At 60.9% G+C, this 15,696-nt stretch carries 16 protein-coding genes and 1 pseudogene; 8 read left to right on the forward strand and 9 right to left on the reverse strand.

Going from position 1 to position 15,696, the window contains the following annotated elements; translation table 11 throughout:
* Nucleotides 1-35 precede the first annotated feature (35 nt).
* Together DCN14_RS36765 and DCN14_RS36770 are read left to right on the forward strand one after the other, a co-directional pair.
* Nucleotides 36-593, forward strand: coding sequence for a PCYCGC motif-containing (lipo)protein (locus tag DCN14_RS36765; protein WP_012211070.1), 558 nt, complete (start codon nucleotides 36-38; stop codon nucleotides 591-593).
* Nucleotides 594-629: 36 nt separating this feature from the next.
* Nucleotides 630-938, forward strand: coding sequence for a P-II family nitrogen regulator (locus tag DCN14_RS36770; RefSeq protein WP_009692944.1), 309 nt, complete (start codon nucleotides 630-632; stop codon nucleotides 936-938).
* A gap of 66 nt (nucleotides 939-1,004) precedes the next feature.
* Here DCN14_RS36770 and DCN14_RS36775 read toward each other — a convergent pair whose 3' ends face one another.
* On the reverse strand, nucleotides 1,005-1,442 hold the full coding sequence (locus tag DCN14_RS36775; protein ID WP_009692943.1) for a TetR family transcriptional regulator: 438 nt from the start codon (nucleotides 1,440-1,442) through the stop codon (nucleotides 1,005-1,007).
* Complete coding sequence (locus tag DCN14_RS36780) at nucleotides 1,439-2,578, reverse strand: hypothetical protein (RefSeq protein WP_240327517.1); 1,140 nt, start codon at nucleotides 2,576-2,578, stop codon at nucleotides 1,439-1,441. Before DCN14_RS36780 ends, DCN14_RS36775 begins: the two co-directional genes overlap by 4 nt.
* Before the next feature lie 242 nt (nucleotides 2,579-2,820).
* Between DCN14_RS36780 and istA the strand changes: the two genes are divergently transcribed.
* The 4 genes from istA (at nucleotide 2,821) to DCN14_RS38300 (ending at nucleotide 5,790) form a co-directional block, all read left to right on the forward strand.
* Nucleotides 2,821-4,302 (forward strand): IS21 family transposase, encoded by a 1,482-nt coding sequence (gene istA, locus DCN14_RS36785; RefSeq protein ID WP_096509060.1) that lies wholly within the window; start codon nucleotides 2,821-2,823, stop codon nucleotides 4,300-4,302.
* Nucleotides 4,299-5,132, forward strand: a complete 834-nt coding sequence (gene istB / locus DCN14_RS36790) for an IS21-like element helper ATPase IstB (protein ID WP_115531503.1) — start codon at nucleotides 4,299-4,301, stop codon at nucleotides 5,130-5,132. The genes istA and istB overlap by 4 nt, the downstream gene beginning before the upstream one ends.
* A complete protein-coding gene (locus DCN14_RS36795) occupies nucleotides 5,129-5,440 on the forward strand; it encodes a hypothetical protein (protein ID WP_096509064.1) in 312 nt (103 codons plus the stop codon). Before istB ends, DCN14_RS36795 begins: the two co-directional genes overlap by 4 nt.
* A 191-nt stretch (nucleotides 5,441-5,631) precedes the next feature.
* The gene (locus DCN14_RS38300; protein ID WP_162826291.1) at nucleotides 5,632-5,790 is read left to right on the forward strand and encodes a hypothetical protein; all 159 of its coding nucleotides are present in this window, start codon (nucleotides 5,632-5,634) and stop codon (nucleotides 5,788-5,790) included.
* A 75-nt stretch (nucleotides 5,791-5,865) separates the two neighbouring features.
* Here DCN14_RS38300 and DCN14_RS36800 read toward each other — a convergent pair whose 3' ends face one another.
* From DCN14_RS36800 to DCN14_RS38305, 4 genes are read right to left on the reverse strand one after another with little or no spacing between them, the layout of a single operon-like run.
* The gene (locus DCN14_RS36800; RefSeq protein ID WP_240327519.1) at nucleotides 5,866-6,687 is read right to left on the reverse strand and encodes a hypothetical protein; all 822 of its coding nucleotides are present in this window, start codon (nucleotides 6,685-6,687) and stop codon (nucleotides 5,866-5,868) included.
* Entirely contained in the window at nucleotides 6,684-8,585 is a 1,902-nt protein-coding gene (locus tag DCN14_RS36805) for a hypothetical protein (protein ID WP_009692941.1), read from the reverse strand. Before DCN14_RS36805 ends, DCN14_RS36800 begins: the two co-directional genes overlap by 4 nt.
* Before the next feature lie 8 nt (nucleotides 8,586-8,593).
* The gene (locus DCN14_RS36810) at nucleotides 8,594-9,715 is read right to left on the reverse strand and encodes a site-specific integrase (protein WP_226189267.1); all 1,122 of its coding nucleotides are present in this window, start codon (nucleotides 9,713-9,715) and stop codon (nucleotides 8,594-8,596) included.
* Nucleotides 9,716-9,774: 59 nt separating this feature from the next.
* Nucleotides 9,775-9,912: a hypothetical protein gene (locus tag DCN14_RS38305; RefSeq protein ID WP_009692939.1), complete on the reverse strand. Its 138-nt coding sequence runs from the start codon at nucleotides 9,910-9,912 to the stop codon at nucleotides 9,775-9,777.
* Nucleotides 9,913-10,176: 264 nt separating this feature from the next.
* Here DCN14_RS38305 and DCN14_RS38950 point away from each other — a divergent pair.
* Nucleotides 10,177-10,362, forward strand: a pseudogene (locus DCN14_RS38950) (cell division protein); the annotation flags it as partial.
* A 347-nt stretch (nucleotides 10,363-10,709) separates the two neighbouring features.
* Here DCN14_RS38950 and DCN14_RS38315 read toward each other — a convergent pair.
* Genes DCN14_RS38315 through DCN14_RS36830 form a run of 3 tightly spaced genes read right to left on the reverse strand, consistent with a single transcriptional unit; the run spans nucleotide 10,710 to nucleotide 14,968 of the window.
* Nucleotides 10,710-11,309: a hypothetical protein gene (locus DCN14_RS38315; RefSeq protein ID WP_143331196.1), complete on the reverse strand. Its 600-nt coding sequence runs from the start codon at nucleotides 11,307-11,309 to the stop codon at nucleotides 10,710-10,712.
* Nucleotides 11,284-12,282 (reverse strand): hypothetical protein, encoded by a 999-nt coding sequence (locus DCN14_RS36825; protein ID WP_230943711.1) that lies wholly within the window; start codon nucleotides 12,280-12,282, stop codon nucleotides 11,284-11,286. Before DCN14_RS36825 ends, DCN14_RS38315 begins: the two co-directional genes overlap by 26 nt.
* Nucleotides 12,260-14,968 carry a type VI secretion system Vgr family protein gene (locus DCN14_RS36830; RefSeq protein ID WP_038442301.1) on the reverse strand — a complete coding sequence of 903 codons (2,709 nt, stop codon included), beginning with the start codon at nucleotides 14,966-14,968 and terminating at the stop codon, nucleotides 12,260-12,262. Before DCN14_RS36830 ends, DCN14_RS36825 begins: the two co-directional genes overlap by 23 nt.
* Nucleotides 14,969-15,248: 280 nt before the next feature.
* Between DCN14_RS36830 and DCN14_RS36835 the strand changes: the two genes are divergently transcribed.
* Nucleotides 15,249-15,668: a hypothetical protein gene (locus tag DCN14_RS36835; protein WP_012218109.1), complete on the forward strand. Its 420-nt coding sequence runs from the start codon at nucleotides 15,249-15,251 to the stop codon at nucleotides 15,666-15,668.
* The last annotated feature ends 28 nt before the right edge of the window (nucleotides 15,669-15,696 follow it).

Consider the following 15,696-nt stretch of genomic DNA (forward strand, 5'->3'; position numbering starts at 1 on the left):
TTCCGGAACCTGAGCGGGAGTTTGGGAGATTGAAAATGAAACGATACAAACGACATCAGTCTGGCAGCGCCGCCAACGAGCGCTCCGGTCGTGTCGTCAAGGTGAAGTTGAATCTGCTGTCTCTGCTTGCCCTGATTCTCGCGGTATCGACGGCGTTGGTTTGGGGGCCTTCACTTGTGCATTGGGCCTTTGGTCCAAAAAGCGCTGCGGTCACGCTGGAGAACACGGTCCAGCAGGTACCCGGCTGGCGAGTCGGAATGCTGCGCCCAGATGGACTGCGCATCATTTCATCGGGCGTATCGGATGCCTCGCATGTACTGAACCCGGTGCAGTTTCCCGACATTGCTGTGCGGCACGCGTACTGGGTCGCGACCCAGATCCCCGCGACGCTCAACAAGCTCTACTGCTGGTGCGGATGCGAGAACCGCGGCGAGCATCGTTCGAACCTTCAGTGCTTCGAGGACAAGATGGCGGTGTCGTGCCCGGTTTGCCAAGGCACAGCCGAAATCGCTTACCAGATGACGCAAGCTGGTGTCCGGGACGCAGCGAAGATTCAAGCGGCAGTCGATGCAAAGTGGGCGCCGAAGGGATAGCCGCCGGGCGTTTCAATTTCGAAGCAGGAGGATGTGATGGAACTGAAATGCGTTGTCGCAGTGCTGCGGCCCGAGGTGCTCACCGCGCTCGAGCAGCGATTGGGTGCGTTGCACATCCATGGAATGACGGTGACCAAGGCAAAGGGATTCGGCGCGCATCCCAACTTCTTTGGCAACGACTGGACAACGGAACACATCAGGATCGAAGTCTTTACGGTCGCAGAGAGCGTCGACGCGCTGGTCGAGGAAATTACGACGGTCGCGAACGAACAATCGGGCGGCGATGGCGTCGTGGCCGTCGTACCGGTAGAACGGTTTCTCCGAGTGCGGTCGGCGACTCCGTAACACCGGTTTGGCGATTGTCGGTTACCGGGAAAATGCAATGAGATCAAAGGGATCCCAGCATACGACTTAAACGTCCCTCACAGGGGGCAGAACATGGATCTTTCCAGAAGCTACCGCCTGCAGCGTTGCAATCTCCTGACGCAGTGTTTCATTAATCGACGCCAGCGTCGCGACATCAGCCAGTGCAGCGTCTCGCTCCGCGCGGACGGTCTTCAGCTGTTCTCTTACCTTCTTGACCTCCGCAACCGTGGCGTCGCGCTGCTGCCGAATGCCGCGGCCGACTTGAGTGCGGATCTCTTCGGCGATGTCGGGGTACGTATTGTGAATGAGGCCGGCGCTTACGCCAGCCTCCGCCGCGACGGAGGAGATGCTCAATTTCAGTCCCCTCGTCTTGACCCGGAGGATCGCCAGCTGTAGCGCTTCGCGCGTCTTCCCTCTGCTACGGCGCCGGGGCGCCGACCCGGGCCGCGTATCGTCGGGCGAGGTGCCTGCACGGCTGCTCATGCTCCCTCCAGCGCGGCAGTGTACGCCCGGGCCCGGTCATCGGTCGGCAGCGCACAGCCGAGATCCCGCAGCACCTGCGTCGAGCGCTCCACCACGCGCCGCGCCTTATCGGCCACTGCGGGACCGCAGTCGGTGATCGCAGCTAGCCGCAGGTTGTCCAGGTGAATCATCTGCCAGGCAGATGCTTGCCCCTGGTCGATGATGGCCTGCGAGCACCCCGCGCACATTGATGGGTCGTACACCCCCTGGCCGTGACATCCTCGCGTACCACTGATGCACCACGCGTGTCCGGTGCTGCGCAGTTCGATCGACTCGGCGGTTTGTCTCAGGAGTTGCTTGAGGTCGCGTGCGGCACGCGTGCGCGTCTGCATGATCTTCTTGCCGGCACCCCCGCTGAGCAGCGCATCGGAATGCGCCCAACTTTCCAGCAGCCCCAGCCGCGCGTCGGCCATTTCCTCCTCGAACTCGCGATATAGGGCGTGATCCTGGTGCGGGCTGGCAGCGTAGAGCTGCGTCCACGACATCGACGCATGTTTGAGTTGCCACTTCAGGAAGACGAGGCCCATTCGGCCCAACCGCGAGTTCGCGACGTTGTACGCGAAGGTGCGGCGGCACTGATGGTTGGCCAGGTTCCACTCTGTCCCGGCGGCCGCGGCCAATTGCTTCAATTGGTACCCGCAGGATGCTGAACTCAGCACCTCGACCCGCGAACCGGTTCCCAGATGATCCGAGGCTTTCACGTTCAGTCCTAGAACCAGATGCCGGCCGATCTCTCGCACATGGTTCAGGCGGTGCGCGGCCTCAGCCATTTTCATGCCGTTGCACAGGTGGCCGGTGAGATCGGGGCCCTGCGCCATCAGGTCTTCGAGCCATCGCGCCTCGCCGACCAACCGTGCTTGGAGCGGTTGGGCGTAGCGCTGCAGGATCTCAAGCGCGCGAATAGCCTCCGGCGGCACCAGAAAGTCGACCTCGGTTCCGCCGGTCGTCTTGACTTCGCGCGTGCGCACCCAGTGATACGTCACGCCGTTGCGCTGTTCGGTACGCCAACATCCGCTGGTCACGCCGGTGCTCTCCGAGTTGCGCATTCCGGAGGAGATCTGCAAGAGGTATAGGACCGCATTGCGGATCGAAGTCATTGCGGGGCGCTTGGGCGCCTATCGCGCGTCAATCAAGATGAGAACAGCGCGTCAATCAGGATGAGAACTGGCGTGGCGGCAGCGGTGGAGGGCGTAGCCCGGAAACCGCTGCCGCCACGCCGCGCCGAACAGTCCCCCCGTCGTCGGGGAGCCTTGTCGGTGGTCGCGGTGGATCGGGTATGAAGGAACCTTCCATTTCACGGGAGGCTACGGTGCCCGGGCGTCACGTCAACGACCACCAGATGAGGCTCTATATGAAGTACAGAAGCAAGGAACAACCGACCAAGGCAGGCGCACGCGCCGGGTTCAGCGCCGCCACTGCCTATCGCATCGAACAGGACCCAAGACCGCCATCGAAGAAGAAGGCGCCACGCACGCGTCGCCGTGCTGATCCCCTGGCAGCAATCTTTGACGCCGAGATCGTCCCGCTGCTCCAGTCCGCTCCCGGCATCCGGCCCGTGGCCGTACTGGACGAGATGCTTCGGCGCCATCCAGACCTCCCGGGCAACGTGCGTCGCACGCTCGAGCGGCGTATTCGCGACTGGCGGGCACTCCATGGCGAGGAGCGTGACGTCATGTTCCGCCAGGTGCACGAGCCCGGTCGCCTCGGATTGTCCGACTTCACCGAGATGGACAGCCTGGGCGTCACCGTGGCGGGTGTCGCGCTGGACCACCGTCTGTATCATTTCCGGCTGGCGTGCTCGGGCTTTGAGCACGCTCACGTCATCCTCGGCGGCGAGAGCTATGTCGCGCTGGCCGAAGGGCTGCAGAACGCGTTGTGGGTGCTCGGTGGCGCACCGCGCGAGCACCGCAGCGACAGCCTGTCGGCGGCGTTCCGCAATCTGGAACGCGAAGCGCGCGACGATCTCACCACGCGTTACGAAGCGCTCTGTGCTCACTACGGAATGCAGCCTACGCGCAACAACCGCGGCGTTGCCCATGAGAACGGCTCCATCGAGAGCCCTCACGGCCACCTCAAGAACGCGGTGCGTGATGCGTTGCTTTTGCGCGGCAGTAAAGACTTCGACGACCTCGATACCTATCGCCGCTTCATCGACGAGCACGTCTGTCGCATCAACGCGCGCAATGGCAAGCGCATTGATGCCGAGCGCCCGCAGCTTCAGCCACTGCCGCCGCAGCGCACGACGGACTACGAGCAAACGCGTGTGTACGTCAGCTCCACCGGCGGCTTTGTCCTGCGCAAGGTGTTCTATACCGTCCCGTCCCGGCTGATCGGTCATCGACTGCGCGTGCGGCTGTATGACGACCGGCTGGAACTGTTCCTGGGCAGCACCGCCCTGATGACGCTGCAGCGCGGCCGTCCGGGTCCCAGTGGCAAGCACGGCCACGTCGTCAACTACCGGCACATCATCCACGCGCTGCGCCGCAAGCCCATGGCGCTGCTCAACCTGGTCTACCGCGATCAGGTCTTTCCGCGTGAGGCCTATCGATTGACCTTCGAACGCCTGTGCGAGCAACTGCCGGAGCGTGCGGCATGCAAGACCATGGTTGAACTGCTCAGCCTGGCCCACGAGCGCAACTGCGAGGCACAACTGGCGCAGGCACTCGAGCAGTGCCTGGCCGACGGGCAACTGCCCGATCTGCACGCGCTGAGTTCCCGTTTCGAAGCGAAACCCGCGAGCCTGCCGCAGGTGAACGTCCAGCTGCCTTCGTTGCGCGACTACGAGGCCCTGCTTGGCCTGCAAATGGAGGTGGCAGCATGAATCACGAATTCGACGCCACCCGCCTGTCGCTGCTGCTCAACGATTTGCGGCTGCCCGCCATCAAGCAGATCTGGTCGAGCTTTGCCGAGCGTTCCGACACGGAAGGCTGGCCCGCGGCGCGCCTGCTCATGGCGCTGGCCGAACACGAGATCGCCGAGCGCGATCGACGTCGCATCGAACGTCACCTCAGGGACGCCAGGCTGCTGCCGGGCAAGACGCTGGAGAACTTCGATTTCGACGCGGTGCCGATGGTGTCGAGAGCGCACGTCTCGGCGCTTTGCGCTGGCGACGGCTGGCTGCGCAACGGCGCCAACCTGATTCTTCTGGGGCCGTCCGGAGGCGGCAAGTCGCACTTGTCGTCGGCCATTGGACTGAGCCTGCTGGAGAACGGCTGGAAGGTCCTGTTCGCCCGTACCACCAACCTCGTGCAGCGGTTGCAGGTCGCACGCCGCGAGCTGTCGCTGGAGTCCGCCATCAACCGGCTGGATCGATTCGATCTCCTTATTCTGGACGACTTTGCATACGTCAGCAAGGATCAGGCCGAGACGTCGGTGCTGTTCGAGCTCATCAGCGCCAGGTATGAGCACCGTTCTCTTTTGCTAACTGCAAATCAACCATTTGGCGAATGGGACCGTATCTTCCCCGACCGGGCCATGACGGTAGCCGCCGTCGACCGGCTGGTCCATCACTCGACGATCTTTGAACTGAACGTCGAAAGCTACCGTAGGCGTACCGCCCTGGAGCGCAAGCAGCAGGGACCGGGACGCCCGGCCAGTATCGCGACACCAAACAACGTCGGCGTGCCGCCGCGCCCGGAGGATCAGCAATGAAGCACAACGCACATCTGCAGCTCGTAACGCGTGACGATACATCCGATAGTTCGACGACGAAGCCCATCGCACGCACGGCCGCACAACGGCAACGCGCATACCGCTTACGCCGCAAACGGGCCGTTATAGACGCCATTGGTGAGGAAGCCTGCGCGTCACGCGTTACGATGCTGGCCCTGCTCGGCGAAGGCTTGGCGGCATTGGATAACAGCGACACTTCGACAAGGCTCATTGAGAGCAAACGCCACTGCGTAAGGCGTGTGCTCCAGGCCATCGTCACGCGTTACGCAATCGATCTCACCGACTGACGCGCTGTTCTCATCCTGATTGACGCGCGGCAGGCAGGCAACGCTCGCCAGCGTCAATCAACATCGACATCATCAACCTCGCCGCAGCATTCTCATCCTGATTGTCGCGCGGCACAGAATGCCTGCAGCGTAACGCTGCAGGCTCTGCCCGGCGACGGCTTGGCGGCATTGGACGCCGGCGACGTTCCACGATGCTCATCGAGATCAAACGCGACAGCGTAAAGCGTGTGCTCCAGGCCATCGCCACGCATTACGCAATCGTCCTCACCGGCTCGGGCGCCGTTCTCATCCTGATTGTCGCGCGGCACACGCGCGCCAGCGTCAATCAAAAACTGCGCGTCAATCAATAAACGCTTGTCAGCGCCAATCAACATCGGCATCATCAACCCCGCCGCGACATTCTCATCCTGATTGTCGCGCGTCTCTCATCCAGATTGTCGCGCCACAGGCGCCCCGAGCCCGCCCGCGTCTCGAGCCTGAAACAGCTCGTCCGCCTGCGCAAGACTGGCCTCGCAGTAGGCGAAAAGTATGCGCTGCACCGACCGCGGGATCACGGGGGTCGTGCCGGTCCGCCCTGACGGCATCCGATTATCTTCATTGCCGCCACATGCATCCCAAAGGGCGAGCCCCGCCCACGGGTGCTCGAGCAACGGGTGCAGGACTTCCGTATGGAACGTCCAGACCAGGTCGACAATTTGCAGCCGACCACGCACCGACACGGGCTTGAGCGTACGCCGCAAATCCGCGATGTGGTCAGACAGGTGCAGAGCTCGTACCTGACTGAAGTCGGCCAGCCCCAATTGTGCGAGATATCTCAGAGCCAGGACGCCCGAGCGGCCAATATCCGCTATCGAGCTGCCGGACCACTTTCGCCCGTGGGGGCCGCGTCGCTGAGCACAATAGAGTGCCGCCTTGGCATCGTCGATCAGTGCTTTCGGTACGTCGTCCGGCCAAACGATCTTCAGGGCCGAACCCTTGCGGTTCTTCGCCTCGATCTCCGGCGCGAGGTCCCAGACCCGATCACCGAAACGACTCACTGGATGCTCGTGGCCTGCGGCATCGGCCACGGCAGTCACCACGATAGCGTCACGTTCGGCCGGCGGAATGCCGACCAGGCTGATCGGCTGAGCCGCCAGCAACTCGAAGGCCCGCAGGGCACGTGGGGCGGGCAAGGATGTGGCCGGCACGGCGCGAGCCCCAGATAGCGTTTGGGGCGTGTCAAGGATCGAGGCAGAGGTACTTCTCATGCCCTGGGTCCTGCCTGCTGCGTTCCGCGAATCCGCGGTATCGCCGTATCGCCGTGCGAGCCATCAACGCGCAGATCCGGCGCTGACGCACGGTGTCGTGCGCGGCGGCTCATGGTCATCTGGTGCTGCCAGTAAGGGTGCAAGCCCGAGACGGTCTTGGCGCGGGCCTGCGCGACCCGGCTGCGCGCGAATTGGCGTTGCGTGAAGTCGTCGATGTAGGGGATGACCACCCGGTATCGGTCGCGCAGGTCCTCAAGCAGTCCGTCGGTCGTGCGCTCCGGACCCAAGGCTTCGTCAAGGTAGTCGAGTTCGGCCTGCGCGAACATCTGAAAGCTGAACAAGCGCCAGAGTTCGTCCACGGTGCCGACGATCGCGAAGCTCGAGCAGAACAAGCACATGACGTAGCGATCGCAGTGGCTGCGGCCATCATTCGGCGCATGCTCGCCGCTGATCGAGTCCGAGCATGCGGAGACGGGCGTCGGGCTTGGCGGGGCGCTTATGCTGCCTTTGCCGACCTTGAAAGGTTCCACTTGCACTGGCCGAATCTCATTCCCCCTCGGAGCCTGTGCTTCGGCCCGCATCAAAACGGTATAGTCGCCGTTCATGAAGCTCGCTGCATCGGCCTTGCGCGCCTCATTCATCGACGGGTAATTCACTCCGGCGACCCTCGGTGTGTTGCCCATCAGGTTGGCGGTGATGGCTATGTCGCCGTCGGCGGTACGCAGAGCACGGTCGAAGCGGCTCTTACGCAGGCGACTCAGGTTGACGCGCAACGGCAGGCCGCCGTCTCCCAGTAGACTGCGGCGTTCGATGACGCCTTCGATTGCCCTGTTGAGGGACTTGCTGTCGAGGCACGTGATGTTGCCCCTCTTTGTCGACCCTGCACTTGCTTCAGCGCGATACAGCCAGATCCGTGTCTTGAACGCGGATGGCGCCTCACCCACCAGTTCGCGGGTGCTTGCGATGGCCTGCTGCAAGACTGCGCCCTCGGAGAGGTCGAAGCAAAGGTTCTGCTCGTCAGCTTGCTCGTTCGGTTGATTTGATGCGTGCCGTCCAAGAGCGGAGCGGCCAACATTGGAACGAATCTTCTTGCTGCGGTGCTTTGCAGTACGAATTAGGATCGTGCCAGGCAGAAATCCCGGCGCTAAGGCATCGCGGCACATTTCGAGCAGGGGCGTCGGGTTGAGCCCTTGACGGTGTGCCACCAACAACAGCCTGAGTCCCTGCACGGCACTTTGCTTCAGTTGCAAGCGGCCGTGGTGAACATCAACGAGGTCGGACTTGATCGCCTTGGCCAGGCGCTCTTGCTCCGCGTCACTCAGGCTAGTCTGCAGGCTGTCTTCGCTGCTCCAGGGCAACGCGCCGCGCCGGAAGAAGCGAGAAGGCTCGCCCTCGATGAAGCCCTGCGCGAACATTTCGGCGAGTACGGCCTTGACCCCCCTGTAGGTATTGCGCGTCGAACTCGGTCGCCAGCCTTCAGCCTGAGCTCGCTTCTGCAACCATCCGATGAAATGCTGGACATGCATCGGGGAAAGGTCCGACGGCAACTTGGGTCGCTGGGGCAGCGGGGTTTGCGAACTGCCCGCGAGGTACTCGAACAGGTAAGGCAGCTGCCCGAAGTACGTGGTGACGGAGGCTGTCGCGCGTGCACCCGAGAGCAGCATCGCCTTGAGGCAGAAGCCCGATGAGCATACCCAGTCGTCGATGCCTCGGCCCAGCCAGTCACGAAGGTCGAGCGTCTTGATTCTCTGAGGAAAGCGTGCCTCGAGCCCCAACAGCGCGACCATGTCGATGCAGGCGTCGTCGGCGCCGGGCTTCGGCCGTTCGAGTGATGCCGATATGACACCGACCGGTGCGGCGCGATTCTCGCTGACGTTGTAGTTCTTCTTTCTGACCATGGCGTCGCTCAGTGTCGAGGATCGACTGTGGATGCATGCGGCGCCGTGGCCAATGCTTTGCCAACCCCGTAGAGCCGGTCAAACTCGTCCATCATCGCGAGCGCCTCTGCGCCCAGCAGCCGCTCTATCTGCTGCAAATACACCATGGTGGTCTGGACACTCGCGTGGCCGAGGCGGTCGCGGACGTACATGAGCGGCTCCATCGGTATCTCGGGACGGCTGCGAAGCAGCAGCAGGGTATGAATCGCGTAGCTGTGGCGCAGCATGAGCGGGCGCACCCGGAAGCCCACCGTGTTGCTGAGATCGGTGTAGACCTTCACCGCGGATTCCTTGCTGTAGCGTTGCCCGTGAATCGTCAGGATCAGTTCCTTGCGGTCTGCCGCGTCGGCAAGACCGTTGCGCTCGAATGTCGTATATGCGTACATGTCCTCCATCAGGCTGTATGGCACGTGCACAACGCGGGACTTGTTGAACTTGATCTCCATGTCCCGTGGGTCGAGGCGCACGTCGATAAAGGTGCCTGGCTTCCAAGCCTTTTGGGTCCGTGGATCAACCACGTACGACAGCGGGAAGGTACGTGCCTCGACTGAGCGCAAACCCACCCGCGCCATCAGGTCGAACAGCAGCCGCTGCGCTGCAGAGCGAATCGATTGCCGCACGATCTTCAGTTGATCGGCTGTCAGGAACGCAGGTTCCTTGTTCCACTCGTTGAGCAGCACTGCCGGACGGCTCGACCTCTTCCGACCGCCGGTGATATGAGTCAGGTCATGCTCAATGCCGTACACTGCGACGTCGGAACAGGTGAAGGGCAAGCGGTCGATCCGCCCGCGTTCATGTGCCCACCGGTACATTGCCGTGACCAATTCCAACCGGGCGTTGATGGTTGCGGGGTCCAGCTTGAGGTCTTGGGCCTGCCAATCGCGGTAAACACTGACGACGCTCTGCCCAACCGACATGAATGGATCGTCCCAACACCATTCGTTCGCTTGTAGAAATCGAGCGAAATCCCATAGCCGGCGACCGTACGCCTCCCACGTCTTTTGATCAAGCGCCTTTCCGCTCTCAAGCAATCGGTACAGCAGGTAGTCATGGAACGGTTGCGCCGGCTCCATCGAATCGTCGAGGATCAAGGGGAATCCCGGCCGCGGGCGTCCGGCGAAGACAAACTCATCAGTGGCGCGTACGTACCTCACGCGCTGGCCTCGCGCAACATCTTCGCTGCTTGCTTGAATGGCACGCGCCATTGGCGCATCACGAGGTCGTCGGCACCGTCAGCAATCGCGCGCGCCGCGAGGCAATGCAGCCGCCCTATTTCCGGATCATCCATAGGTTGCCAAATCTCCCCCGAATTCCATCCCGCTACTCGACTTCAAGAAATTGAATAGCAGTACACAGGACGATGTCTGTCAACCCATTTATTACTAACAAAACGAGGTATTCGTACAGGTGTATCGTGCCCATTAAATCCTCGAACGTCGACGCCTGGCTAGCACCGGATCCAATCCGGCGCGCGCAGCTGCTCGAGATCCTCGTCGACCGTGAGCGGCCGCACTACGAGCACCGGCTCGCTGCGTAAACTCAGGCGTCGGCGGCCGCCGTGCACGACACGTCGCCGGCACCCTCGCGGCTCACGCTGGCGCTGAAGCGCGATGGCGTCGACGTCACATTCGTGAAGCGTCGTGGCCCCGCAGGTGACACGGCGCTGTTCGTACCCTTGTACCCCTCGCCAATTTTGTTGAACCACCGTGTAAGCCCGGATCGGCGTGTATCTGCCGCATCAACCTTGAAGTTTTGCCCGCGATGGCGCCGTCGTCTGACGATGCGCGCGGGCTCGTCGTGCTCGAGAGCGGCCGCGTCGTGGCGCTCAATCGTGCCGCGCGGGAGCTCAGCGTGGTTGCCCGCATGCACCTCTAGGGCGGGCTTACGCTCGCGCCGGACACGCAGATCCGTGAGCGTGCCGCCGGGCGCGAGCATGGGCTCGCGCTTGGCGTCGCTTACCATCCAGTCTCCTGATTGGAAAGGATGAGACGGTCCCACCGGTCTTTCTTCGGCACATGCAGCCAACGCATCTTCGCCGGCTGCAAAGCCCCTCCATCGGTCTAGCGCGACGAACGAATCCACGGCTCAATTGGGACGCTCGCTATCGACGGTGAATCTTCCATTCGCGTAGCGATATTGCCGAGTCAGGGATTCTGGTTTCGCGTAATTTTCCCAGTGAATCCGGAACCCGTCTCCTCCATCCGTCCATGCGATCGCAAGATAGGGAGACTTGTTCCCAGAATCGGTGAACAAATCAATATTCTTGAGGCAACTCTGCACCAGAGTCGAGTAGACAGGTTCTGCATGCTTGCCATCTAACCGAAGTACGTAAAGCGTCCCTTCCTCGCCTGCCCCGCAGTAGCCCGTCGGATTGTCGCTAGACGATTGATTGATCACAACCATGACGAATTCGTGACCGTCGATCACGCTCGACCGTGCCGCAGGAAATGCCACGCTCGACGACGACATCAACGCACGCCGTATCGCGCTTGGGACCTCCAGCGTCCGTAACTTCCCATGCCGCGTGTCGGTCACTACTAGCCGATGCGAATGTTCCTGCACAATCGGCCCGGCGCTCAGTTGAACAAACTGGGGCTGCGGTGTTTGTGCAATTGCGCCGGCACAAAAAGTACCGACAATCGCCGCACACAAGCTCCCCTTAATTGTTCGCCATGTGATCTGCATAACAAATACCCGAATAGATCCAAGCGTGTTCATCGGAACGACCTGACTTCCCACTCTTGTAGGTGTCCTTGTCGCGTTTGTGCAATTCTTCCACGGTCTTATCTTTGTTCGCATCTTTCGACATATCCCAGCCAATATTGCTGGTGTCCGGATCGCACATAATCGTCCCATTCGGCACCCAAGCGTTCGATGCTTCGTCCCATCGGTAGTAGACGCTGCCATTCCATCGAGAGAACGTCGCACGGATCAATTGGTCCTCGGTATACGGATGGCCAGCCAAGTCCTTCTTGGCGTACCCCTGCTTCTCTTGATAGAGCTTGATGCCCACCTTGATATTCTCCTTCCAGTTCCACACTTGCTCGTACGTAGGAGCTGGATTGGTCATCTGGGTCATTCCGTACCCATTGTCGAATGCGACCACTGGTTCGTTGTCCGCGTTGATGAAATTCTTGTAGTGACTTTCCTGATTGATCACTCGATCGAAGCCGACTGCGTCCTTCTGGGCCTTCAGGAACTCAAGCACAGCATCCTTGCTTGGGTTGGTACCGACGATAAAGACGGTGCGTCGGAACTGCTCCGTACCCGCGGTGACCTCGACCACTAGTTTGCCGCCCAATATCTTCCCGTCCAGATCGGCAACCCACGTTTTGTCATTGCTCGAGAATGAGCCGGTATCCGAAAAGGTTTTGAGTTTTTTGCCGCGCGGTTTTTCTCGGAGACCGCTCACCTGTGCGTCCCACGTAATCGTCCACTTCCATTGATACGGCGGAGGCTGCTCGCTCTTGATCTCGAAAGTGATGACCGGAAATTTTGGCGTCTCGTCGATTACGAACTTGTCGCCGGTTGCCGGCCGCACCCACTCGCCTGAATCGTTCTGTATCACAGCCTTCACCAGCGAATCCTGATCGGTGCCGGTGGTCGACGCGTGCTTCACGTGACGCTTCTCGGTTTTACGCTTCTTCGTCGCTGTCATCATCGACCTCTTTGTAGACTGTCAGAGAAAGGGCCTCGGGCTGGTCTGTATACACATGCTGGGTAAAGCCGTTTGCATCACTATAGCCGCTCCACCTTTTGCCCGATTCACTTTCGATCTCGTAGCGCGTGTGCGGCAATACCGTCTTGCCGTCCTCGTCGACTAGGTGGAACTGTTCGTGATATCGCGGAACGTCGCCCGCATGGGGCAGCCCTGGGAGCACGTAACCCTGCGCAGTGGGCCCGTTCAGGCTATGCGTCGCTCCCTTGATGTCGATCTTCCCCGGCGCATGAATCTGGATGTCGCCGTTCGCGATACGGATGTAGGCGCCGCCGGACGTGAGGAAGACCTCCTGATCTGCGGCGACTTCGACATTTGCAGTCGCCGAAAGCACCTTGACGGTCTTTTGCGCGGTGAGCTCGATGTTGTCCGAGTGTGCCTGCACTTCGATCTTGCCGCGGGCGGCAAACAGCTTCATGCCGGCGCTCTGGACGAAGATGCTCAGCTTATTGGCGACGCTCGCGATCAGCGATTTCCCGATCGCGAAGTGAGTGCTCTGGCCACTGACGATGTTGACGTGCTGAGCCGCTGACATATGAACGGTTTCATTCGTGGAGAATCCGATGCCTGCAGGGCTACCGAACAGCATCACCGGGTCTTTAAAGGCGTTCGCGGCTCCGGTGCCTCCACCAGCAGTTCGTCCGCCGGATGCGGATCCCGCTATCGATTCCTGCGTCGCATCTGTCAGTTGCTTCAGCGCGTCGTATCCGGCCTGTAGGCTCTCGGCGTTGTGTGCAGTGCCCACGTCAGACAACGATTCAAGCAAGCTCTCGGCGCGCACCAGCTGCTGTTGCGTGTCACGCGCGTCGAGCGGCTGGCTGTCGGCCGCATTCGGATACGTGGTGACGTACAACCCGCGATTCGCGCGAACGGCGCCGTAGTTGTCGGTACGCAGGTCGAATCCGCTCCCAAGATAGGTACCCCGTACGTTGCCGGTCTGCTGGATCAGGTAGCCGAGATGGAGTGCGGAATTACCCTGGCTGCTGAACAACTGCAGGCGGTTTTGGCCGGTCGAGTCGTCCATTACCATCTGGTTATATCCCGCACCGGCGAATTCCTTCGAGCGATAGCCTGATAAGAGACCGTGCGTGTGCCACTGGGGCTTCGTCGCGCCGTTGTACACGCGCGCGATGGCGATCGGGCGGTCACAGTCCCCGCCGACGTAGTCGATCAAGACTTCCTCGCCGACCCTCGGCGGATGTACGGCACCGTAGCCATTTCCGGTGTCGGACTGCACGACGCGCACCCAACACGAAGCACCCTCGTTTCCTGGGTTGATGCGATCCCAAACGAAGCGGACTTTGATGCGATTCAACTCGTCCGTGTAGACCTCTTCGTTTTGCGGCCCGACGACGATCGCGGTCTCGAGATGCGTCTGCGGCTTAACGTGCTCGAATGGAGACCGGAACGGTATCGTGGTCCGTTGTGCTTCGACCTCGACTTGGTAGGCACCGATGGAGCCATCGGCATATGACGAGACGTACCCAGCAACGTCCAAGTCGTCGATCCCGGATTCCGCGATTGGTTTGTCCAGACTATGGGGCATCCTCGCCGCTGATGCAGCGATCGGCAGATTGTTCCGAACGATCCAGCGCACGCCGATTGCTACGAATTCGCGCTGCTCAGGCGAGTCGCAGTCGTGATCCGGATGGCCATTCAATGTGAAACGTTTGCCTGCGTCGGCTGCGCGCCAACCGCCGATACCGAAAAAACGCTTCGACCGTGACTCCCATTCCTCGAGGCGAGTCTTCGAGAGTGCGTCGCCCCGCTCCTGCGTCAAGAAGGTGTAGGCACCGGTGTACTCGTAGATCTCGGCCTGATCCGGTAGATCACCCTGGTTAGGCATAGTGGGCATCGAGGTTCCCTTCGCATTGACGGCACTCGCCGGACTCTTATAGTCGAACGTTCGGGTGGTCAGCGACGTGCTCTGCAGTGTCCGCGTTGCGCTCCATTGCCTGAGGGCATCTGACGCGACGGTTGTTCCGGAGCGGGAAAACGTGACCGGCAACGCTTCTTCGAGTGCTGCGAGCCGGTCGGTGATGACGAGCCGGTGCGCTCTGCCGTCGGCGTCATGTTTCCAATAGCCGTAGAGCCCCTCCGACTCCAGCAGCCGATGGACGAAGTTCCAATCGGTCTCGTCCTGACGACAGAACGAAAGGGACGGCAACACACGGGACAGGTGAAACTCAAAGAACCCGCGGGCCTGCGGATGCGCATTAAAAACGTCGGCGACGATCGTGTCGACTGGCTTGTCCTGCCAAATTCTCTGATCACGGCGGAAGCGCAGGAAATGCATCCATGAGGCGATGGATATTTGGTGGAACGTCAGCCCTCCGTCGGCACCAAGCCGTCTCGCCGTATGTACGTAGCCATTATGCGGCGCATACACTGCGCCGGGCTGCTGGATCCACAGCGTAGCCGGCTGCGCGATCAGATTCTTGAGCTCGACGTTCGGTGTTGTCGTGACGACGTCGACGACAAATTCAAAGTCCCGCCCCAGCCGCGATTCGCCAATCATTTGATGGGGCAGCAAAACGTCATTTCCCACCGCCGTATCCAGCCGAAGCAGGCGGTCCTGCTGAATCAGGCCGCCTCGAATGACTCGCATCAGTTCAAGCGCATCCATCCGCACACCTTTCTATATTCTTACGCCAGTTTGCGAAGCGGGAATCCCGCCTTGCCCTCATACGCGATTGTACAGAACGGATTTTCTGCAAGTCTCAAGAATAGTTAATGCCCGTTCTCAAATCGGGACGTCGCGCTGTTCCTGTCTCTGCCCATAGAAGATTAATATGCTTTCGATCGCGACCAGGAGGTCGTCAACGCGCCGGTCGAGCGCATCGTCATTCTCGAACGGCACCTGCGCCGCGCCCCATACGCAGCACCTCAATCAAGGTAGGAAAATAATGGCAGATGCAAACGGTGACCGCAGCAACAAAGTGAAAGACTTTAACGTGTTCCTCGAAAAGGCAAGCCTCGGATTAGCAGGCGTTTGCCTGCTAATCATCGTCGGCGTGCTGACTGTCCAGCTCCCACTCAACCCCATGCTCACCTGGGCCATTCGATTCACATCCGTCGCACTCCCCCTTTTCTTTGCAATCTACATGGCAAAGGATGAAGCGTCACGACTGCTTCAGATCGAGCACCCGATGGCTATACAGCGGCTGACCATCCTGAGCTATGTCGGGGTGGCGGGATTGTTCCTGCTCGGAGGGGCCATCGTCTGTATTGTGGCGCACTATTCCGCAGGCCTTGCGCTCGTAGTGCTCTTCATGTTGCTCGGTAGCGGCGAGCTCAGTCGGTGGCTCGCCAAAACCAAAATCTGACAAGCCAGTCAACGTCGGCCCGGGCTCA

The organism is Burkholderia sp. IDO3 (assembly GCF_003366075.1).
Classification (GTDB): Bacteria; Pseudomonadota; Gammaproteobacteria; order Burkholderiales; family Burkholderiaceae; genus Burkholderia; species Burkholderia anthina.